At 70.4% G+C, this 21,440-nt stretch carries 15 protein-coding genes; 9 read left to right on the forward strand and 6 right to left on the reverse strand.

What is annotated here, in order from left to right; translation table 11 throughout:
* Positions 1-85 precede the first annotated feature (85 nt).
* From KO353_RS00305 to KO353_RS00325, 5 genes are all read left to right on the forward strand, one after another.
* The gene (locus KO353_RS00305) at positions 86-3,382 is read left to right on the forward strand and encodes a transglutaminase family protein (protein WP_218285829.1); all 3,297 of its coding nucleotides are present in this window, start codon (positions 86-88) and stop codon (positions 3,380-3,382) included.
* A gap of 52 nt (positions 3,383-3,434) precedes the next feature.
* On the forward strand, positions 3,435-5,957 hold the full coding sequence (locus tag KO353_RS00310) for a circularly permuted type 2 ATP-grasp protein (RefSeq protein WP_218285830.1): 2,523 nt from the start codon (positions 3,435-3,437) through the stop codon (positions 5,955-5,957).
* An 11-nt stretch (positions 5,958-5,968) separates the two neighbouring features.
* Positions 5,969-6,859: a transglutaminase family protein gene (locus KO353_RS00315; protein WP_218285831.1), complete on the forward strand. Its 891-nt coding sequence runs from the start codon at positions 5,969-5,971 to the stop codon at positions 6,857-6,859.
* Positions 6,860-6,875: 16 nt separating this feature from the next.
* Positions 6,876-7,856: a threonine ammonia-lyase gene (locus tag KO353_RS00320; protein WP_218285832.1), complete on the forward strand. Its 981-nt coding sequence runs from the start codon at positions 6,876-6,878 to the stop codon at positions 7,854-7,856.
* 67 nt (positions 7,857-7,923) lie between these two features.
* Complete coding sequence (locus tag KO353_RS00325) at positions 7,924-8,286, forward strand: carboxymuconolactone decarboxylase family protein (RefSeq protein ID WP_218285833.1); 363 nt, start codon at positions 7,924-7,926, stop codon at positions 8,284-8,286.
* 137 nt (positions 8,287-8,423) lie between these two features.
* On the opposite strand, the gene KO353_RS00330 is transcribed toward KO353_RS00325, so the two are convergent.
* The 5 genes from KO353_RS00330 to KO353_RS00350 form a co-directional block, all read right to left on the reverse strand.
* Positions 8,424-9,527: a branched-chain amino acid ABC transporter substrate-binding protein gene (locus KO353_RS00330; RefSeq protein WP_218285834.1), complete on the reverse strand. Its 1,104-nt coding sequence runs from the start codon at positions 9,525-9,527 to the stop codon at positions 8,424-8,426.
* Between the two features lie 92 nt (positions 9,528-9,619).
* Entirely contained in the window at positions 9,620-10,360 is a 741-nt protein-coding gene (locus tag KO353_RS00335; protein WP_407928203.1) for an ABC transporter ATP-binding protein, read from the reverse strand.
* Entirely contained in the window at positions 10,357-11,205 is an 849-nt protein-coding gene (locus KO353_RS00340) for an ABC transporter ATP-binding protein (protein WP_218285835.1), read from the reverse strand. Before KO353_RS00340 ends, KO353_RS00335 begins: the two co-directional genes overlap by 4 nt.
* Positions 11,202-12,503 carry a high-affinity branched-chain amino acid ABC transporter permease LivM gene (gene livM, locus KO353_RS00345; RefSeq protein ID WP_235691954.1) on the reverse strand — a complete coding sequence of 434 codons (1,302 nt, stop codon included), beginning with the start codon at positions 12,501-12,503 and terminating at the stop codon, positions 11,202-11,204. The genes KO353_RS00340 and livM overlap by 4 nt, the downstream gene beginning before the upstream one ends.
* 4 nt (positions 12,504-12,507) lie before the next feature.
* Positions 12,508-13,422 (reverse strand): ABC transporter permease subunit, encoded by a 915-nt coding sequence (locus KO353_RS00350; protein ID WP_218285836.1) that lies wholly within the window; start codon positions 13,420-13,422, stop codon positions 12,508-12,510.
* Positions 13,423-13,735: 313 nt separating this feature from the next.
* On the opposite strand from KO353_RS00350, the gene KO353_RS00355 reads away from it, so the two are divergent.
* From KO353_RS00355 to KO353_RS00370, 4 genes are all read left to right on the forward strand, one after another.
* The gene (locus KO353_RS00355) at positions 13,736-15,085 is read left to right on the forward strand and encodes an NAD(P)H-dependent oxidoreductase (protein ID WP_218285837.1); all 1,350 of its coding nucleotides are present in this window, start codon (positions 13,736-13,738) and stop codon (positions 15,083-15,085) included.
* A 183-nt stretch (positions 15,086-15,268) separates the two neighbouring features.
* Entirely contained in the window at positions 15,269-17,488 is a 2,220-nt protein-coding gene (locus KO353_RS00360; RefSeq protein ID WP_218285838.1) for an esterase-like activity of phytase family protein, read from the forward strand.
* Positions 17,489-17,927: 439 nt separating this feature from the next.
* The gene (locus KO353_RS00365) at positions 17,928-18,539 is read left to right on the forward strand and encodes a TRAP transporter small permease subunit (protein WP_218285839.1); all 612 of its coding nucleotides are present in this window, start codon (positions 17,928-17,930) and stop codon (positions 18,537-18,539) included.
* Positions 18,536-19,846, forward strand: a complete 1,311-nt coding sequence (locus tag KO353_RS00370; protein ID WP_218285840.1) for a TRAP transporter large permease — start codon at positions 18,536-18,538, stop codon at positions 19,844-19,846. The genes KO353_RS00365 and KO353_RS00370 overlap by 4 nt, the downstream gene beginning before the upstream one ends.
* A 36-nt stretch (positions 19,847-19,882) precedes the next feature.
* Here the strand turns inward: KO353_RS00370 and KO353_RS00375 are convergent, their stop codons facing one another.
* Positions 19,883-21,370, reverse strand: coding sequence for an amidohydrolase family protein (locus KO353_RS00375; RefSeq protein WP_218285841.1), 1,488 nt, complete (start codon positions 21,368-21,370; stop codon positions 19,883-19,885).
* Between the last annotated feature and the right edge of the window lie 70 nt (positions 21,371-21,440).

Consider the following 21,440-nt stretch of genomic DNA (forward strand, 5'->3'; position numbering starts at 1 on the left):
GGTCACGCCGCGGCGGGCGTTAGCGTCGCTCCCCGCCGGCACGGCGCGTGCTATGTCGCTCGCGCATCCAGCCCCCGAGGGAAAGATGAGCATCCATGTCGCGCTGACGCACCGAACCTCCTACCGCTACGACCGCCTCGTCTCCCTCGGGCCGCAAACGATCCGGCTCAGGCCCGCGCCGCATGCGCGCACGCCGATCCTGAGCTATTCGCTCACCGTCGCCCCGAAGCCGCACTTCCTGAACTGGCTCCAGGACCCGCAAGGCAACTTCCTCGCCCGCGTCGTCTTTCCCGAAGAGGTCGACCGCTTCGAGGTCACCGTCGACCTCGTCGCCGACATGGCGACCATCAATCCCTTCGACTTCTTCCTCGAGCCCGAGGCCGAGCACTTCCCCTTTGCCTACGACCCCCGTCTCGACCAGGAGCTCGCGCCCTTTCGCAGGCTGGAGCCTGCCGGCCCGAGGCTTGCCGCCTTCCTCGCCACCGTCCCGCGCGCCCGCCGCCGCAGCGTCGATGTCCTGGTCGATCTCAACGCAAGGCTTTCGCGCGAGATCGCCTATATCGTGCGCCTCGAGCCCGGCGTCTGGACGCCGGATGAGACGCTCGCCAACGGGAAGGGCTCGTGCCGCGACACGGCCTGGCTGCTTGTGCAGATCCTGCGCCATCTCGGCTTCGCCGCACGGTTCTGCTCGGGCTACCTGATCCAGCTCGTCGCCGACGTCAAACCGCTCGAGGGGCCGGCCGGCCCGTCGGCCGACTTCACTGACCTGCACGCCTGGTGCGAGGTCTATCTCCCGGGCGCGGGCTGGGTCGGGCTCGACCCGACCTCGGGCCTGCTCGCCGGAGAGGGCCACATCCCGCTCGCCGCGACACCCGACCCTGCCTCCGCCGCGCCGATCACCGGCACGCTCGAGAAGGCGGAGACCGAGTTCAGCTTCGAGATGAAGGTCACGCGCGTCTCGGAAACCCCGCGCGTGACGAAGCCCTACACCGAGAGCGCGTGGCAGGCGATCACCCGCATGGGCGGCCTCGTCGACCGCGCTCTCGAGAGCGGGGCAGTGCGCCTGACCATGGGCGGGGAGCCGACCTTCGTCTCAGCGACCGATCGTGACGCGCCCGAATGGACCACCGACGCCCTCGGCCCCACCAAGCGCCGCCTCGCGGGGCGGCTTCTGCGACGTCTGCACGCCCGCTGGTCACCGGGCGGGGCGCTGCTCTACGCGCAAGGCAAGTGGTATCCGGGCGAGCAGCTGCCGCGCTGGGCGCTCTACGTCCACTGGCGAACGGACGGAGAGCCGGTCTGGCGCGACCCGGCCCTTCTCGCCTCCGACGATGACCGCGACAACGCCACTGCGCGCGACGCGAGGCGCTTCGCCGAACGCCTCGCCGAGCGGCTCCAGGTCGATCCCGGCTGTGCGCTGCCGGCTTACGAGGACGTCCACTACTATCTCTGGCGCGAGCAGAGGCTTCCCGCCAACGTGCTCGCCGAGGACGCGAAGCTGAAGGACCCGCTCGAGCGCGCGCGGCTTGCCAGCGTGTTCGGCCAGGGGCTCGGCGCGGAGGTCGGCACGGTGCTGCCGCTGCGCCGGATCGAGGCGGGCGGCGCGCGGCGCTGGCAGACGGGCCGGTGGTTCTTCCGTCCGGGAACGCTGTTCCTGATCCCCGGCGACTCGCCGATCGGCTACCGCTTGCCGCTTGAGAGCCTGCCTTGGGCCTCCGAGGAGGCGATCGACGCCGAACCTGTGCGCGACCCCTTCGCCGCGATCGAGCCGCTGCCGCCGCGTGAGGCGCTCTGTCGGCATAAGGGCCTCGCCCAGCGCGTGGTCGAGCAGCGCCCGCCCGAGCCGGGCCGCGAAGAGCCAAAGGTCGTGCGCACCGCGCTCACGGTGGAGCCGCGCAGCGGGATCCTGCATGTGTTCCTGCCCCCCCTCACGCGCGCCGAGGACTGGCTCGACCTCGTCGCCGCGATCGAGGAGACGGCCGCCGAGGCGCACCGGAAGGTGATCCTCGAAGGCTACCTGCCGCCCTATCACCCCGGCCTCCTGCACTTCTCCGTCACGCCCGACCCGGGCGTGATCGAGGTCAATGTCCACCCCGCGCGGAGCTGGGACGAGCTCGTCGAGCGAACCGACACGCTCTACGAGGAGGCACGCCAGGTCGGCCTCGTTGCGGAGAAGTTCAATCTCGACGGCCGCCATGTCGGCACGGGCGGCGGCAACCACGTGGTGATCGGCGGTGCCACGCCGGCCGACAGCCCGTTCCTGCGCCGGCCCGACCTCCTCAAGTCACTCCTCGGCTTCTGGCACAACCACCCCTCGCTGTCGTACCTGTTCTCCGGCCAGTTCATCGGCCCGACAAGCCAGCACCCGCGCGTCGACGAGGCGCGCTCGGACAGCCTCTACGAGCTCGAGATCGCGTTCCGACGCGTCCGCGCCGGAGAGGAGACCCCGCCCTGGCTGACCGACCGGCTGTTCCGCAATCTTCTGATCGACGTCACCGGCAACACCCACCGCACCGAGTTCTGCATCGACAAGCTCTACGACCCGGTCAACCCGGGCGGGCGGCGCGGCCTCGTCGAGTTCCGCGGCTTCGAGATGCCCCCGCATCCGCGGATGAGCCTTGTGCAGCAGCTTCTTCTGCGCGCCGCGATCGCCGCCTTCTGGGCGAAGCCCTATGAGCGCCGGCTCGTGCGCTGGAACACACGGCTGCATGACCAGTTCATGCTGCCGCACTTCGTCGCGCAGGATTTCCACGACGTGCTCGAGGAGTTGGCCGGGCACGGTTTCGCGCTCGACCCTGCCTGGTTCGCGCCGCACCTCGAGTTCCGCTTCCCCCGGATCGGCAGCGTCGTCGTCCGGGGCATGGAGCCCGAGCTCCGCCACGCACTCGAGCCGTGGCATGTGCTCGGCGAGGAAGCCTATGCCGGCGGAACGGTCCGCTATGTCGACAGTTCGGTCGAGCGGGTTCAGGCAAGGGTCACGGGCTGGGTCGAGGAGCGGTTCGTGCTCGCCTGCAACGGCATCGCCGTTCCGCTCACGCCGACCGGAACGGAGGGCGAATATGTCGCCGGGGTCCGATTCAAGGCCTGGCAGCCCCCCTCCGCGCTTCACCCGACGATCGGCGCCCAGGGGCCGCTCGTGTTCGACATCTACGACACGTGGTCTGGCCGGTCGCTCGGCGGCTGCACGTGGCATGTCGCGCATCCGGGGGGGCGCGCCTACGAGACCTTCCCGGTGAACGCCAACGAGGCGGAGGCGCGGCGTCGCGCCCGCTTCCTGCCGATAGGGCACACGCCTGGGCAGATTCCGCCCCCGCGCGGCGCGGACGCGGGGACCGCAAGCCTCGAACACCCCTGCACGCTCGACCTCAGGCGCTTCGCCTGAGGCGGACCACGCCATCCCTGGCCGGCAGCGCCGGCTCGTCTAGAGTGAAGGCATGACGCCCGATCGAGCGGCTGTGGCCGCGCCGGCGAACCCGCCTCCGTTCTATGACGAGATGGTCGATGGCCGCGGCGGGATAAGGCCGCACTGGCGTGGACTCGTCGGCCTGCTCGCGAGCCTTCCCCAGGGAGGGCTGGCTGACCGCGCCCGACGCCTCGACCGTGCCTTTGAGGAGGAGGGGATCGCCACCGTCCTGCCGGCAGACCCGGGCCAGGGGCCGGCGCAACGGCCCTGGCGCTGCGACCCGCTGCCGATGGTGCTTCCGGCAGGCGAGTTCGCCGCCCTGGAAGCGGGCCTCGCGCAACGGGCGGCGCTGCTCTCGGCCATTCTCGCCGACCTCTACGGGCCGCAGCACCTGCTTGCCGCGGGCCTTCTCCCGCCCGCGCTCGTGTTCGCGAACCCTGCCTTCCTCCGCCCCTGCCGGGCGCCCGTCCCACCCGCCGGCCCGATCATCCACCTGATGGCGGTGGATCTGATCCGGAATTCGAGGGGAGAGTGGCAGGTGCTCGCCGACCGCACGGGCGCCCCGAACGGGCTCGGCTTTGCCCGGGAGAACCGCCGCATGGTCGCCCGCGTGATGCCGGAGGCGTTCCGCTTCGTCCAGGTGCGCCAGCTCCGCCCCTTCTTCGACCACTGGCTCGACAGCCTCCAGCGCGCCGCTCCTCCGGGCAGCGATAACCCGCGAATCGGTCTGCTCACGCCCGGCGCGGCCCACGCGAGCTGGGTCGAGCACGTGTTCCTCGCGCGCGAGCTCGGCTGCGCGCTCGTGGAAGGGGGTGATCTCACGGCGCGTGACGGGGCGGTGTTCCTCAAGACTCTCAAGGGGCTGCAGCGTGTGCATGTGCTGGTGCGCCAGGTCGAGGGGCGCCATGTCGACCCGCTCGAGCTTTCGCCCGACAGCGCCGTCGGCGTGCCCGGTCTTCTCGATGCCATGCGCGCGGGCGGGGTGAAGGTTCTGAACGATCCAGGAAGCCACCTCGCCGAGGCACCGGCACTCGCCGCCTTCCTGCCGCGTCTTGCCAAGCATCTGCTCGGCGAGCCCTTGCGCCTTCCCTCTGTTCCGACCGTCTGGCTCGGCGACCCGGCGGCACTCGCCGCCGTGCTTGCCGCTCCGGAGCGGTGGATGATCCGGCCCGCTCTCGACGGCACCGCCCCGGCCCTTCACCCGGGAGAGCTCGGCGATAGCGCCCGCGCCCATCTGCTCGCGCGGATCCGCGCCGCTCCAGCGAACTTCGCCGCGACCGAGGCGATCGCGCCCTCCGCCGTTCCCGCTCTTGACGGTCAAGGTCTCGCGCCGAAGCCGCTCGTGCTCCGCCTCTTCGCTCTCGCCGATGGCGCCGGCGCGTGGCGGACGATGCCGGGGGGGCTCGCCCGCCTGCTCGAGGAGGGTGATCGCCTCGCCGGCCGCCTGCCGCGCGAGGGGGTCGCCAAGGACGTGTGGGTGTTGAGCGAGGATCGCACCGACATCGTCGGGCCCGCCGCCTTCGCTCTCCCGCCGCTTGCGATCCGCCGCGTCTCGGCAGAGCTGCCGAGCCGGGTGGCGGATGATCTCTACTGGCTCGGCCGCTACGTCGAACGCCTCGAGAATGCCGCGCGCCTGCTTCGCGCCGTGATCGTGCGTCTTGCCCGCGGCTGGCTCCTGCCGCGCGATCTCGCCGAGCTCCGCGCGCTCGCCCGCTGCCTTGCCGATGCCGGGCTGATCGACCGCGAGGTCGCCTCGGCCGCGCCCGATGGCCCCGCACTTCCGGGCGCGATCGCGGAGGTCTGCCTGCCGGGGCGGCCGGTCGCCCAGCTCTTCGACCATGTCGGCCGGCTCACGCGAGCGGTGCGCGACCGGCTCACGACCGACATGTGGACCACCATCACTCATTTCGCCGCCGAGGCACGCGAGCGAGCGGCCGAGGCCTGCCGCGGCCTCGAGGAGCTGAACGAGGCGGCAGGCGCGATCCTGCGCTTCTCGGCAGGGCTAGCCGGCCTCGCCGCGGAGAACATGGTGCGCGGCGGCGGTTGGCTGTTCCTCGACCTCGGCCGGCGGATCGAGCGGGCGATGCACACGGCGCGCGACCTCGCCCACGCTCTCGACCAGCCGCCGGCTCGGGTCGAGGCTGGCCTGAGGCTCGCGATCGAGCTCTGCGACAGCGCCATCACCTACCGTGCGCGCTACCTCTCCGTCCTCCAGCCGGGCCCTGTGCTCGACCTCGTTCTTGCCGACCCGGGGAACCCGCGCTCGGTCGCCTATCAGCTCGAGGCGGTGGAGCGAAGGCTCGCCGAAGTCCAAGGCCTGCCGGAGGGCGATCTCGCCCGCACCGCCGGGGCGCTGCGCGCCGAGGCCGAGGCGATGGTCGAGGCCGTCGCGGCTGCGTCGGAGCCGGCCGTCGAGGCGGTTCGCCTTCCGGCCCGGCTCAGGGCCCTCTCAGCTCAGGTCGGCGCGCTGTCGGAGGCGATCGCGCGGCGCTATTTCAGCCACGTCCCGGTGGCGCAGGCCCTCGGCGTGGGCGAGGAACAGGCGGAAGGCTGAGGGAAGGGGAGATGCGCTACCGGGTCCGCCATACCACGACCTACCACTATGGCGAGATGGTCGACCTCGCGAGCCACCTCCTCCACCTCACCCCGCGTGCCCTGCCAGGCCAGGTGGTGCTTGCGGCCGCGCTTGCGGCCGAGCCGGAGCCGGTGCGGCTGAGAACGGGGCCGGACCATTTCGGCAACGACGTCACCTGGATGTTCATCGAGACGCCGCATGATTGCTTCAGCGTTACCCTCCGCGCCGAGGTGGAGGTCGCGTTCCCCCCGCCTCCTTCGGCGTCGGCGACGCTGCCGTGGGAGCAGGTTGCGGCGATCACTGCACGGCCCGGCGGCGAGGGCTGGCGTGCGTCCGAGTTCGCCGCACCAAGCCCGATGGCGCCGGCGGACCCGGCGGCCGGCGCCTACGCTGCGGAAAGCTTCCCGGCCGGTCGGCCAATCCTCGAGGGGCTGCTCGAGCTCCAGTCGCGGATCAGGCGCGACTTCACCTTCCGCCCGGGCGTGACCACCGTGTCCACGCCCGTCGCACAGGTGATCGCCTCCTGCGCCGGAGTCTGCCAGGATTTCGCGCACGTGATGATCGCGGGCCTGCGACATCTTGGGCTGCCCGCGCGCTACGTCTCGGGCTATGTGCGCACCCGGCCGCGCCCCGGCGAGCCGCGTCGTCAGGGGGCTGACCAGTCGCACGCCTGGGTCGGCGCCTGGCTCGGGCCAGGGCATGGGTGGGTCGATCTCGACCCGACGAACGATCTCGTGGTGCGGGACGAGCACGTCGTCCTGGGCTGGGGCAGGGACTATGCGGATGTCTCGCCGGTTCGCGGCGTTCTGCTCGGAGGCGGGGCGCATTCGCTTTCGGTCTCGGTCGATCTCGAGCCGATGGAGGAGGAGGGAGAGACGTGAGCACTGCGCCTGAGGGATGGACGTGAAGCTCCCGACCTTCGCGGACGTGCTCGCAGCGCGCGAGCGACTTGCGGGGCGGATCGTGCGCACGCCGACGCTCCGCAGCCCCGTGCTGGACGAAGCGACCGGCGCGACCGTTCTCATCAAGCCCGAGCCGCTACAGCGCACCGGCTCCTTCAAGCTGCGCGGCGCCACAAACCGGATCGCGCTCATGGAGGAAGACGAGCGGCGGCGGGGCGTGGTGACCTATTCCTCCGGCAACCACGGCCAGGCATGCGCCGCGGCCGGGCGGATGTTCGGCGCGCCCGTCACCGTGGTGATGCCGTCCGATGCCCCCGCGATCAAGGTCGAGAGCACGAAGAGGTGGGGGGCGCGGATCGTCCGTTACGATCGCGAGAGGGATGACCGGGAGGCGATCGCGCGCGGGCTATCCGACGAGACAGGCGCGACGCTTGTGCCGCCCTTTGACGACGCGGACGTGATCGCGGGCCAGGGCACGGCGGCGCTCGAGCTGATCGAGGACGCCGCCGCTGCGGGCCTGCGGCTTGATGCGTTGTTCGTCTGCACCGGCGGCGGCGGGCTGCTCGCCGGCTCGGCGCTCGCCGTCGAGGGGGCGGCAAAAGGGGCGGCGGTGATCGCGGTCGAGCCCGCGGGGCATGACGATCATGCGCGCTCCTTCGCGGCGAAGGCGCGGCAGCGCAACGCCCCGGGCGGCTCGACCCTGTGCGACGCGCTGCTCGCACCGACACCGGGCGAGCTCACCTTCGCGGTCACGCTCGGCCGGGTGCATGGTGCGGCCGTGGTGCCGGACGGTGACGTCCTGCGCGCGATCCGTTTCGCCTTCGACCATCTCAAGCTCGTCGTCGAGCCGGGCGGTGCGGTAGCGCTCGCGGCTGTACTCTACGGCACCGTGAGCCTCAAGGGAGCGGTGATCGGCGTGATCGTCTCCGGCGGCAATGTCGACCCGGCCGTGTTCGCGCGCGCCCTCGCGGCTTGATCCCTGTCAAGGCGTTGGCGTTCGCGGCAAGCGACCGTGCGGGCGTCACGACCGGAAAGGGGAGAGCATGCTCAAGGACTGGCTCGGCTTCCGCACCACGCTGCGCGGCGCAGTCGCGCATCTGACGAAGGCACACCCCGAGATCATCAAGGGCTTCGGCGCACTGAACCACGCCTCGAAGCAGACGAAGCACCTCGATGCCAAGACGCGTGAGTTCATCGCTCTCGGTGTCGCCATCACCACCCACTGCGAAGGCTGCATCAACGCCCACGTGGAGGCGGCTCTGAAGGCCGGGGCGACGCGGGAGGAGATCGCCGAGGCGCTGGGTGTGGCGATCGCTCTCAATGCCGGCGCGGCGCTCACCTATGCCGGCTATGTGATGGACGCGGTCGAGGCGCACACGGCCGAGGCACGCGGGACCGCGCCCTGAGCCTCGCGCGAAGCTCAGGTCCCGGGCGGCGAGGCCGGGAGGCCGACCGGACCCGGTGACGTGTGGAACGAAGAAGGGCCGCCCGCGTGCCGCGGACGGCCCCGTCTCAGCGGCAAAACGGCGCGCGGCGCCGGCGATCACATTTCGCTGTAGCTGCCGCCGCGCCAGACGTAGAACACGTAGTCGGGCTGCGTCACGTCACCCTTGCGGTCGAAGCTGATCGGCCCGAGCACGCTCTGCCACGGCCCCTGCGCCTTCAGGGTCTCGGCAACGCGGCGCGGGTCGGTCGTGCCGGCGCGCTTCGCGGCCTCGGCCCAGATCTGGATCGCGGCATAGGTGTAGAGCACGTAGCCCTCGGGATCGATGTTGCGGGCGCGGAACTTCGCCACGACATCGGCCGCCGCTGGGCGCTTGCGCGGGTCAGACGAGAAGGTCATCAGCGTGCCCTCGCCGGCGGGCCCGGTGATCTGCCAGTACTCGTTCGTGACAAGCGCGTCGGCGCCGATCGCAAGCGCCTGCAGCCCGCGCTCGCGCATCTGCCGCACGATCAGCCCGGTCTCGGTGTGGTAGCCGCCGAAATACACGACCTCGATATTGGCCTGCTGGAGGCGGGAGACGAGGGCGGAGTAGTCGCGCTCGCCGGCGACATAGGCCTGGTAGAGCGTCTCCTGCATGCCACCCGCATTCATCACCTTCTTGACCTCGTCGGCGAGGCCTTTGCCGTAGGCGGAATTGTCGTGGAGGATCGCCACGCGCTTGCCGCGCAGATTGCTCAGGATGTAGTTCGCCGCGACAAGGCCCTGCTGGTCGTCACGGCCGCAGACGCGGAACGTGTTCCAGCTTCCCTCGTCGGTATAGCGCGGGTTGGTCGAGGCCGGGCTGATCTGCAGCACGCCCTCTTCGGCATAGACCTTCGAGGCGGGGATTGAGCTGCCTGAGCAGAAATGCCCGGCGACGAACTGGACCCGGCGCGACACGAGATTGTTCGCGACCGAGACGGCCTGGCGCGGGTCGCAGGCATCGTCGCCGATCTCGAGCACGAGCTGCTGGCCGAGCACGCCGCCGGCAGCGTTGATGTCCGCCACCGCCTGCTCGGCGCCGGCCTTCATCTGCACCCCGAAGGCAGCGTACTGGCCGGTCATCGGCCCTGCGGTCGCAATGCGGATCTGCGCCTGCGCAAGCCCGCTGCCGGCAAGCAGCGCACACGCGGCGGCAGCCGCGACGAGCGTTCTGCGGAACATGCTTGTCTCCCTTTCTGGTTGCGGCCGCGCGCGGCGGCCCTTGTCGTGAGGCTAGGACAGATCGCCGTCGGCGGGGAAGGGGTCGAGCCCCTTCAGGCCCTGCCGCCCTCGAGATAGGCCGCCCGAACGTCAGGCCGAGCGAGCAGCTCCGCTCCCGTTCCGCTCATGGTGATCCGGCCGTTGACAAGCACATAGCCGCGATGGGCGAGCCTCAGCGCATGCCAAGCGTTCTGCTCGACCAGGAGCACGGTGAGCCCGGTGGTCCGATTGAGCTCGCGGATCGCCGCGAAGATCTGGCGCACCAGCATCGGCGCAAGCCCGAGCGAGGGCTCATCGAGAAGGAGAAGCCGCGGCCGGCTCATCAGCGCCCGGCCGATCGCGAGCATCTGCTGCTCGCCGCCCGAAAGCGTGCCGCCGCGCTGGCCGAGCCGCTCCCTGAGCCTGGGAAACAGGGTGCAGACACGCTCGAGATCCTCCTCGAAGGTGGCGGTGCCGAGCACCTCGGCCCCCATCCGGAGGTTCTCGAGCACGGTCATGCGCGGGAAGATCCGCCGCCCCTCGGGAGCATGCGCGATGCCGCGGCGCATGATGAGGTGTGTCGGCATGCCGGTGATGTCCTCGCCCGCGTGCAGGATCCGCCCGCTCAGCGGCGCAGGGCTGCCGCAGATCGTCATCATCAGGGTCGACTTGCCCGCGCCGTTGGCGCCGATCAGGGTCACGATCTCGCCCGGCATCACCTCGAGCGACACGTCGCGCAAAGCGACGATCGAGCCATAGGCGGTGGTCACGCCCGAAAGCGAAAGCAGCGGTGCCTCGGGCTGCGCCGCCGTCATTGCCGATGGAGCTCCGCATCGACCGCGATCGCCTCCTCCTCCTCGACGCCGAGATAGGCGGCGATCACCTTCGGGTCCTCGCGCACCTCGGCCGGCGTGCCGTCGGCGATCTTGCGGCCGTAGTCGAGCACGACGATGTGGTCGGAGATCGTCATCACCACCGACATGTCATGCTCGATCAAGAGGATCGAGCAGCCGCCGCCGTCCGCCCCGTGGTCGCGGATGAAGCGCAGAAGCGTGTTCAGCTCCTCGCTCTCGCGCGGATTGAGCCCTGCCGCCGGCTCGTCGAGGCAGAGCAGCTCCGGCTCGGCGCACATCGCCCGCGCGATCTCGAGCCGACGCTGCGCGCCGTAGGGAAGGCTTGCTGCGGCATCGTCCGCCCGCTCGAGGAGCCCGGTCCTGTCGAGCCAGAAACGGGCACGGTCGATCGCCTCCCTCTCGCGGCGTCGGAACGGGCCGATGCCGAGAAGAGCGAGCGGGAGGCGCCCGCCTTCGCGCATCAGCCGGTTGTGCTGCGCCACCATCAGGTTCTCGAGCACCGTCATGCCGCCGAACAGGCGGATGTTCTGGAAGGTTCGGGCGATCCGCGCGTCGCGCGCGATCCGGTGCTGCGGCAGGCGCTCGAGCCGGAACGTTGCGCCGTCGGCGTGGGTGATCGTGATGCTTCCTGCCGTCGGCCGGTAGAACCCGGTGAGGCAGTTGAAGACGGTGGTTTTCCCAGCGCCGTTCGGCCCGATGATCGCTGTGATCTCGCCCCGTCGTGCCGCGAAGGCCACTTGATCGACCGCGACGAGACCGCCGAAACGCATCGTGAGCCCCTCGACGGCGAGGATCGGCGCGCTCACCCTCTGCCCTCCGCGACGTGCTCGGCCGCAATGGCGCGCTGCGTGCCCAGGCTGACGGAGGGCTCGCGCGAGGCGACGAGGCCGCGGGGGCGCCAGACCATGATCGCGACCATGGCAAGCCCGAACACCAGCATGCGATATTCGTCGAGGCCGCGGAACACCTCGAAACCGCCGATCATCAGCGTCGCGGCAATCGCGACACCGAGCTGGCTTCCCATCCCGCCGAGAACGACGATGGCGAGGATCAACGCGCTCTCGATGAAGGTGAAGCTTTCCGGGCTGATGAAGCCTTGGCGCGTGGCGAAGAAGGCCCCCGCGAAGCCGCCGAACATCGCGCCCGTGGCGAAAGCGGTGAGCTTCACCGCAACGACCGAGAGGCCGAGGGCGCGCGCGGCGATCTCATCCTCCCGGAGCGCCTCCCACGCGCGCCCGATCGGATGGCGCCGCAGCCGCAGCGTGACGAGGTTGGTGATCAGCGCGAGCACGAGGATGAGGTAGTAGAGAAAGACGATCCGGTGCAGCGGCGACGGTTCGATGCCGAAGAAGCCGGCGAAGGTTCCCTCTCCACCCGCCATCGAGAAGGGCAGGCCGAAGAAGGTGGGGCGGGGGATCCCGCTCATGCCGTTCGGCCCGCCAGTGAGCGTCGTCCAGTTGAGGAGCACGACACGAATGATCTCGCCGAAGGCGAGCGTGACGATGGCGAGATAGTCGCCGCGAAGACGCAGCACCGGAAAGCCGAGCAGGATTCCCCAGGCAGCGGCGATCAGGCCCGTGAGCGGAAGCGCCGCCCAGAAGGAGAGGTCGAGGAACTTCGCCATCAGCGCATAGCCGTAGGCACCGACGGCGTAGAAGGCGACATAGCCGAGATCGAGCAGCCCGGCGAGGCCGACGACGATGTTGAGCCCCCAGCCAAGCATCACGTAGGTCAGCACGAGCGTTCCGAGATCGATCTCGTAACGTCCGACACCTGGGAGGAGCGGCAGGAACAGGGCGAGCGCGAGCAGCACGGGCGCCACCATCCGGCCGACCCGCGCAAGAGGCGAGGGGCCGATCCGCGGCAGCGCCTCGACCGCACGTCCCGCCTTCGCCTCGCGGCCCGCGAGGAACAGGCAGAACAGGAGCCGGCCGAGGAATACGGCCGCGACAGCCGCGAGGAGAAGCCCAGGGCGGGGGACGAGCGTCAGGCCGCGCCCGGCCGCCTCGGTCTTGAGCCCAAGCAGCGGCGCGCCGACCCCGAGCGCGACGAGCGCGGCAAGCCCGGCATCCTTGACGATGTGCGCGATGCTCCGCTGCGCCACGCTGTCAGACCTTCTCGACCTCGTGCCGCCCGAGCAGGCCGGAGGGCATGAAGAGCAGGGTGAGCGCGAGGATCGAGAAGGCGGCGACGTCCTTGTACTGCACGGAGAAATAGGCCGACCAGAAGGTCTCGATCAGGCCGATCAGAAGCCCGCCCAGGACAGCGCCAGGCAGCGAGCCGATGCCCCCCAGCACGGCGGCCGTGAACGCCTTCACGCCCGCGACGAAGCCGATGAAGAAGTCGATCACGCCGTAGTAGAGCAGGTACATCATGCCCGCGACAGCGGCCAGCGCCGCGCCGATGACGAAGGTGAGGCTGATCGTGCGGTCGGTGTCGATTCCGAGCAGACGCGCCATCTTCTGGTCCTGCTCGCAGGCGCGCATTGCCCGGCCGAGCGGCGTGCGCGCGACGATGACGGTGAACGCCGCAAGCACCACAAGCGTCGTCAGGATGATCAGGATCTGCATGATGCTGATCGAGACCGAGACCTGCTCGCCCTGGTGCAGGATGAACCCGCCCTGGACCACGGGCTCGAGCGGCTTGACGCGAGCGCCCTGACTTACCTGGACGAAGTTCTGCAGGAAGATGCTCATGCCGATCGCCGAAATCAGCGGAGCCAGCCGAAACGATCCGCGCAGCGGCCGATACGCGATCCGCTCCACGGCGAAGCCGTAGAGCGCGGTGAAGCCCATCGCAAGCGCGAGCACGACCACAAGCGCGATCGGCACGGCGGTGATGCCGCCCATGCCGAGCAGCAGAAAGGCGATGAGAGAGATGAAGGCGCCGACCATGAACACGTCGCCATGGGCGAAGTTAATCATGCCGATGATGCCGTAGACCATCGTGTAGCCGAGCGCGATCAGCCCGTAGATCATGCCGAGCGTGAGCCCGTTGACGAGCTGCTGCAGCGCGTAGTCCACGCCGTCTCCCCTCGTGCTCTCCCTGCCGCGGCCGGGCGCACCGGGCAGGGCGGCCGGCCCGCTCCGGAATGGCAGAAGCGAAGGCCGAGCGCAACGGTCTCCCGGCTTCGGTAGGGCTTCGCCCGACACCGCGAGCCGGCCGGCGGCTGCGTCGGGGCGCCGCTCTCGGAGCCTTCGGCGCCGATCCTCTCGATGCCGCTGCCCTGTGCTGCGCGCCCGTCACGAGGACAGCGCGTGCTCTCGCCGGCCCTCCCTCCACGCTCGCCCCGCGCCCGGCTAGGCTTGTGCTCTGATCGAGAGAGGGGAGGGAGCAGTGAACCTGCACGCGAAGCTGACGGCACGGGAAGCGGCGGGGCGGCCGGTGCGGATCGGCCTCATCGGCTGCGGCAAGTTCGCCTCGATGTTCCTTGCCCAGGTGCCGCGCACGCCCGGGCTGCACGTCGCGGCGATCGCCGATCTCGCGCCTGAGCGTGCGCGGGCGAACCTCACGCGCATCGGCTGGTCGCCGGAGCGCTTCGCCGCTTCGACCCTCGACGACGCCATCGCCCGGCGGGCGATCTGGCTGACGGAGGACGCCCTCGCCATGGTTGCCGACCCGCGCATCGAGGTCGTGGTCGAGGCGACCGGCCACCCCGCTTCCGGGATCGCCCATGCCCGGGCGGCGATCGCCGCCGGCAAGCACGTGGTGATGGTCAACGTCGAGGCGGACGTGCTCGCAGGCCCTGCGCTCGCGGCTGAAGCCGCGAAGGCGGGCGTCGTCTACAGCCTTGCCTATGGCGACCAGCCCGCTCTCGTGTGCGAACTCGTCGATACGCTGCGCACGGCGGGCTTCACCGTCACTGCTGCGGGCAAGGGAACGAAATATCTTCCCGCCTATCATGCCTCCACGCCGGAGACGGTGTGGAGCCACTACGGGATCAGCCCCGAAGCAGCGGCGGCTGGGGGGATGAACCCGCGGATGTTCAACTCCTTCATCGACGGAACGAAGAGCGGGATCGAGATGGCCGCAGTGGCGAACGCGACAGGGCTTGCCGCGCCACAGGACGGTCTCCTGTTTCCGCCCTGCGGTGTCGACGACCTGCCCCTGATCCTGACGCCTGCTTCCGAGGGCGGGGTTCTCGCGGGGAAGGGGATGGTCGAGGTCGTGTCGTCCCTGGAACGGGACGGCAGGGCGGTCTCGCGTGACCTGCGCTGGGGCGTCTATGCCGTGTTCGAGGGCGAGACGGAGTATGTGCGCCGCTGCTTTACCGAATACGGCATGCGCACCGACCCCTCCGGCCGCTATGCCGCACTGTGGCGCCCCTACCACTTCATCGGTCTCGAGCTCGGCATCTCGGTCGCGTCTGTCGCACTGCGGGGCGAGCCGACAGGTGCGCCGGAGGCGTTCAGGGCCGATGTCGTCGCCGTCGCCAAGCGCGATCTTCCGCTCGGGACGGTGCTCGACGGCGAGGGCGGTTCGACCGTCTGGGGCAAGGTTGTGCCCGCCTCGCGCTCACTCGCGATCGGGGCGCTGCCGATCGGCCTCGCCCATGGCGTGACGCTCACACGCCCTGTCGCGTCCGGAGCGATCATCGGCTGGGCGGATGTGCGCGCGAAGGACGACGACGCGACGCGCTATCGCCGCGCGATGGAGGAGGCGTGGCGCCAACGCGCCGCTGCCTGACGCGCGTCGCCGCTGACGATCCGGCTGCCCTGGCGTCATGCGGCCGGCGCAAGCTCTCCTAACGGTCCCCTCCCGCGTTGGTACCGCCGAGCCCTCTGCCACGCCGACGCCCCTTGCAACGCACCGCATCATGCCGTGGTCACGCTTCGTGACGCTCCGGCAACTATATGACGGAATGATGACATGCGTGTTGCGCTCGCCGTCGTGATGCCGCTCCTTCTCGTGCCCGTGGTCGCCAGCGCCCAGGGGAGCGCAGCGGGTGAGCGGCCGGTCTTCAACCGGATTGCGACTTTCGAGGTCGTGCGCAACCTTCTGCCTGAGCGTGATCGCGCGCGGAAATCCGTTGCCGAGATCGTCACCGCCGCCGCCGAGGGGACGCTCCTGATCTATGTCGATGGCGAGCAGAACGGTCTCGGGTTCGTCGACATCACCGACCCGGTCGCCCCGCGGCCCGCCGGATTTCTCGCTCTCGAGGGCGAGACGACGTCGGTCGTGGCGCATGGTCCCCGTGCCTATGTGGTGAGCGACACCTCGCCGGCGAAGGATCGCCCCTCGGGCTTCGTTTCAACGATCGACGTCGCCTCGCGCCGCATCCTCGGCCGCTGCGAGCTCGGCGGCCAGCCCGACGCGACGGCGGTGACGCATGACGGCAGGTTCCTCGTGATCGCGATCGAGAACGAGCGCGATGAGAGTCGTGACCGGGGGCGTCTGCCGCAGCTTCCGCCCGGGTGGCTGGCGATCCTCCCTCTTTCGGCGGAGGGGCTCGACTGTGCGGGGCTTCGCCGCGTCGATCTCACGGGCCTCGCCGAGGTCGCTCCCGAGGATCCGGAGCCCGAGTTCGTCGATGTCAATACGCGCGGCGAGGCGGTGGTGACGCTTCAGGAGAACAACCACATCGTCATCGTCGATGTCGCCTCGGGCCGCGTGCTGCGTCATTTTTCTGCCGGTACGGTCACGCTCTCGGGCGTCGATGCCCGCCGCGACGGCGTGATCCGCCCCACCCAGGCGCTCGAGAACGTCAGGCGCGAGCCGGATGCAGTGAAATGGCTCGACGAGACGCGGTTCGTGACCGCCAACGAGGGCGACTACCAGGGCGGGTCGCGCGGCTTCACGATCTTCAACGTCTCCGGTGCGGTCGAGTTCGACAGCGGCAACGCTCTCGAGCGGCTCGCGATCCGGCTCGGACACTTTCCTGAGCGTCGTGCCGGCAGCAGAGGTGCCGAGCCAGAAGGGATCGAGGTGGCGACCTTCGGCTCTGACCGGCTGATCTTCGTCGGCCTCGAACGCGCCTCGCTCGTCGCCGTCTACCGCGACCGGGGGCCGGGGCAAGTGCCCGAGTTCCTCCAGGCGCTGCCGACCGGTGTGGGGCCCGAGGGGCTTCTCGCCATCCCTTCGCGCGGCCTGTTCGTCGTGGCCGGAGAAGTGGACAATCCCGAGACGGGGCTGCGCTCGACCATCACCCTCTACCGCCTGGGCCCCGGCCCCGCACGCTATCCCACGATCGTCTCGGAGGACGGGCCGGACGGCGCCCCGATCGGGTGGGGAGCACTCTCCGGCCTTGCCGCGGATCGTTCCATCCCTGGCAGGCTCTATGCCGTTACCGACAGTTTCTATGCCGAGGCGCAGATCCTCACGATCGAAGCGGGTGGCGAGGGGCCGGCGAGGATCGTCGCCTCCACTGTCGTCACGGAGAATGGCCGCCCGGCCGCGGACCTCGACATCGAGGGGATCGCCGCGCGCGCGAGCGGCGGGTTCTGGCTCGTCTCCGAAGGCAACCCCGAGCGCGCGGAACGGCCGACCGAGAACCGGCTCCTGCGCGTGTCCTCCACCGGCGCGATCGAGGAGGACATCCGCCTGCCCGAGGAGCTCGCGCGTCACGCCGTGCGGTTCGGCTTCGAGGGGGTGGCGGCCGTGGGCGAGGGAGCGAACGAGACGATCGTGATCGCGGTGCAGCGCGAGTGGCGGGATGATCCCAAGGGCTTCGTGAAGCTGCTGCTCTGGCGCCCCGCGGACCGACGCTGGGGCGTGCTCCGCTATCCGCTCGACCCGACACCTCGAGGGTGGATGGGGCTGTCGGAGATCACCGCCGTTGGGCAGGATCGGTTCATCGTGATCGAGCGCAATAACCAGTGGGGAGAGGGCGCGATCAAGCGCCTCTACGCGATCTCGCTCGCGGGGCTTAGGCCGGCCGAGCCGGGTGCCGCCGAGGTGCCGGTCGTCACCAAGCGGCTCGTGCGCGACGTCGTGCCCGATCTCGCCGCCTCCTTCGGCACGGTGCTCGAGAAGCTCGAAGGGTTCACGATCGACGCCGCAGGCGAGGCCTTCGCTGTGACCGACAATGACGGCGTGGACGGCACCTCGGGCGAGACACAGTTCCTGCGCCTCGGCCGCCTTCCGCTCTGAGGCGCGAGGCGCGCCGCGGGTCGGCGGCAACCCGATCGGCACCAGCCTCCCAGGGGTCCGCCGTGCTGCGATCGGCTCCGTTTTCGTTGACCCCCCCCGGCGAGGACCGTTCCGTGAACGGAGCGGGCTAGGCATCCGCCCGCAGAAGGAGCCGTGAGGGGACGACGCACCGGACGACATCGTCCGGGTCGTCGGTTGCCCACGCCTTCGGCATCTGCCGCCTGTCCGAGCGACGTCGTGTCAGGCGCCGCCGCAGCCGCGCGCAGGCGAGGGGTGCGCACCGGCCCTTCGATCCGCGCGGCTGCCGGTGCTTCGGCCCGCACTTGCCCTCTGGCACCGATCTTGCTGTCCGATCGTCACGCTTTTCGTCACGCGTTGCCTCTTCGAGCGCGTCTCGGACCCCCATGCAGAAACGGCCCCCCACTCTCCCTTGCCGGCAATGACCTCGCCCCCGAACCCTCTGGTGCTGCGCCTCAGGCCAGCGACACGCCTGCTCGCGGTCCTCTGCGGCGTCTGGCTGCTCGGCTACAGCCTGCTCGTGTGCGTCGACATCGTCGCGCGCCGGTATTTCGGCATCTCGCTCCAGGGCACGGATGAGATCGGCGGCTACACGCTCGCGGTGCTCGCGGCCTTCGGCTTCGCCCACGCTCTGGCCGAGCGGCGTCATACGCGGATCGAACTCGCCCTCGCCGCCATGCCGCGCCCGCTCCGGGCGCTCGTGAACCTGCTTGCCGCGGCGGCGATCGCGGCCTTCGCCGTGTTCGCCGCGCTGCGCGGCCGGGCGGTGCTCGGGGACAGCCTCTTCTTCATGTCGGTGTCGAACTCGCCCCTTCAGGTGCCGCTCTGGATCCCGCAGGGCGCCTGGATGGCAGGCCTTGTCACCTTCGCGGTCGTTTCGGTGCTGCAGGCGCTACACGCCGCACTACTCGCCCTGCGGGGGCGTGCCGCCCAGCTCAATGCCTGGTACGGGCCTCCCACCATCGCGGAGGAGATCGCCGCCGAGACGGGCGGAGCCCTCGCGGACCAGAACGGGACGGGGGCGTCGCGATGAGCGGCTTCGGCGTCACCCAGGCGGCGATCGGTTTCGCCATCATGCTCGGGCTGATGGGGCTCGGGGTGCACGTCGCGGTGGCGATGGCTGCCGTCGCCCTGCTCGGCGCGGCACTCTATCTCGGCGAGCCGGTGATCAATGCTCTCGGCACGCAGATCTGGGCCGCGACCGACAGTTTCACTCTGCTCGCCGTTCCGCTCTTCGTTCTGATGGGCGAGCTTCTCGTGAAGGGCGGGATCACGGATCGGATCTATCGCGCGCTTGCCCTCTGGCTCGGGCCGCTTCCAGGGGGCCTGCTCCACACCAATATCGGCGCGTCGGCGATTTTCGCCGCCGTCTCCGGCTCCTCGGTCGCGACAGCGGCAACGATCGGCACGGTCGCTCTCCCCGCCTTCGCCGACCGCCGCTACGACCAGCGGCTCGTGCTCGGTTCGATCGCCGGCGGGGCGACGCTCGGCATCCTGATCCCGCCTTCGATCAACATGATCATCTATGGCGCGATGACGAACACCTCGGTGGGCAGGCTCTATGCCGCCGGCGTGGTACCCGGGCTTCTCTTGATGGCGATGTTCATGGCGGTGACGGCGGTCCTCTGCCGGCTTCGGCCGGCGCTGGCGGGAGGGCGCGAGCCCCTCACGCCGCTCTCCGTCCGGCTGCGCGGGATCGTCGATCTCGCTCCGCCGCTTGCTCTCTTCATCGTGGTGATGGGAAGCATCTACGCCGGCTGGGCGACGCCGACGGAGAGCGCTGCCGTCGGCGTGGTCGCCGCCCTCGTGCTCGCGCTCGCTCAGGGGCGGCTCACTCTTCGCCTCGTCGCCAGCGCGTGCGAGACGACCGTCTCCGTCACTGCGATGATCGTGCTGATCGTCGCCGCGGCATTCTACCTCAACTTCGTCCTCGGCATCCTCGGCGTGCCGCAGGCTCTGACGCGGTTCGTCACCTCGCTCGGGCTCGATTCGACCGCGTTCCTGATCGTCCTCGTCGCCTTCTATCTCGTGCTCGGCTGCTTCCTCGAGACGCTCTCGATGATGGTCGGAACGATCCCGATCGTGTTCCCGATCGTCACCGCCTACGGAATCGATCCGGTCTGGTTCGGGATCTTCCTCGTGATGATGTGCGAGATGGCGCTGATCACCCCGCCTGTGGGGATGAACCTCTATGTGGTCCAGGGCGTACGCGGCGGCGGGTCGGTCGGCGATGTGATCGTGGGCGCGCTTCCCTATCTCGCGATGCTCGCCCTGCTCACCGCGCTTCTGATGATCTTTCCCGGGATCGCTCTCTGGCTTCCGAGGCTCGCCTTCGCCTGACGCCCGCGCGCCGGTCTTCGCCGGAGGCCCGCGGGCTCAGCGCCAGCGGGCGCGGTGGAAGGCGGCGACGGCCTCGACGAGCTGCGCCACACGCTCCTCGCGCTCGGCCACCACCGCGCGCGAGCCTTCCGCCGCCCGAGCCGCCGCTGCGGCGACAGCGTCCGCGTCGAGGTGGGGGAACTCCCCGTCACGGTACAGCACCCGGCCGTCCACCATGGTCATGCGCACCGAAGCGGCCGAGGCCCGGGCCGTAAGAAGGGATTCGAGCGGCAGGCCCGGATCGGCATAGGCGCCGCGGAGCCTCTCGAGGTCGAGCGCGACGAGATCGGCCCGGAACCCGGGCGCAATCCGGCCGATCCGTCCGCTGAGCCCGAGCGCCGCGGCGCCGTTCTCGGTCGCCATCAGAAGCAGGGTCGCCGGGTCCGGTCGCGGCGGCGCGTGCCAGGAGGGCAGTGCCGCGAGCGCCGCGGCGAGGCGAAGCTCGGTCCAGAGGTCCTCGGTGTCATCGAGGGTCTGGTTGTCGGTACCGATGGCGACGCGGACACCGGCGGCGAGCCACTCCGCGAGCGGTGCCGCACCGCAGCCGAGACGGAGATTGCTCGAGGGGTTTCGCACCAGGATCGTTCCGGTCTCTGCGGCGATCGTCGCCTCCCGCCCCGTCACGTGCACGGCATGGGCGATCGACGTCGCCGGCCCGAGCACGCCGAGTGACGCAAGCCGGGCGAGCGTGCCTTCGGGGTAGAGCCGTTGCGCCGCACCGGCCTGCGCCACGCTCTCGAGCGCGTGCAGGTGCAGCGGCGCTCCCCGGCGTCGCGCCGCCGCCGCTACCGCCTCGAACACGCCGTCGCTCACCCATTGCGGGCCCGCAGGGGCGAAGCAGAGGCCGATCCGCCCGTGCGCGGGAAGCCGTTCGGCAAGCCTGTCGAACAGCGCCTCCGCCTCGGCAGCGGTGCGCGCGAACACCGGCGGGTCAGGCTCGCCGACGACGGCGCGCAGCGCCTCCGGAAGCGAGGCGAAGAACGCGCTCTGCTCCTCGGCGGGGAAGACGAGGCTCGCCCGGTCCTGTACGCCGACGCCGACGATGGCGCGCAGGCCCGCCGCGTCGTAGGCGTCGATGGTGCGAAGGAGGTCGTCCTCCTGGTTCGCCCGGCCCCAGGCGGTGTTGGCGTGGATGCAGGCGGTCGTGCCGGCGGCGAGCATGCGCAGCGCCGCAAGCGGCACCATCGCTGCCGGGTCAAGCCAGCCGCGCCGACGCTTCAGAGTCTGCCACGCCTCGAGGATCAGGTCGGGGAAGCCGAGCTGCACCTGTGTGAGGCCGCGGCCATGCTGGTGGGCATTGACGAGCCCAGGCATCAGGAGGCAGCCCGGAAGGGAGAGGGTCTCGGCGCCTGGCACGGCCTCGGCCGCATCCGGCCCGGCGGCGAGGATCGCTCCGTTCTCGATCGCGACCGTCCAGCCAAACTTGGGCGTCATCGCGTCGCTGCCGGGAAGAACGGCGTCGGGGCGCAGGAGAAGAGCTGCCATTGATCTCGTTCCTGCCCACGATGTGGGCGCGCGCGCGAGCAGCCTGCCGAAGCGGACGGCAGACGCCCGC

This window comes from Elioraea tepida, assembly GCF_019203965.1.
Lineage (GTDB): Bacteria > Pseudomonadota > Alphaproteobacteria > Acetobacterales > Acetobacteraceae > Elioraea_A > Elioraea_A tepida.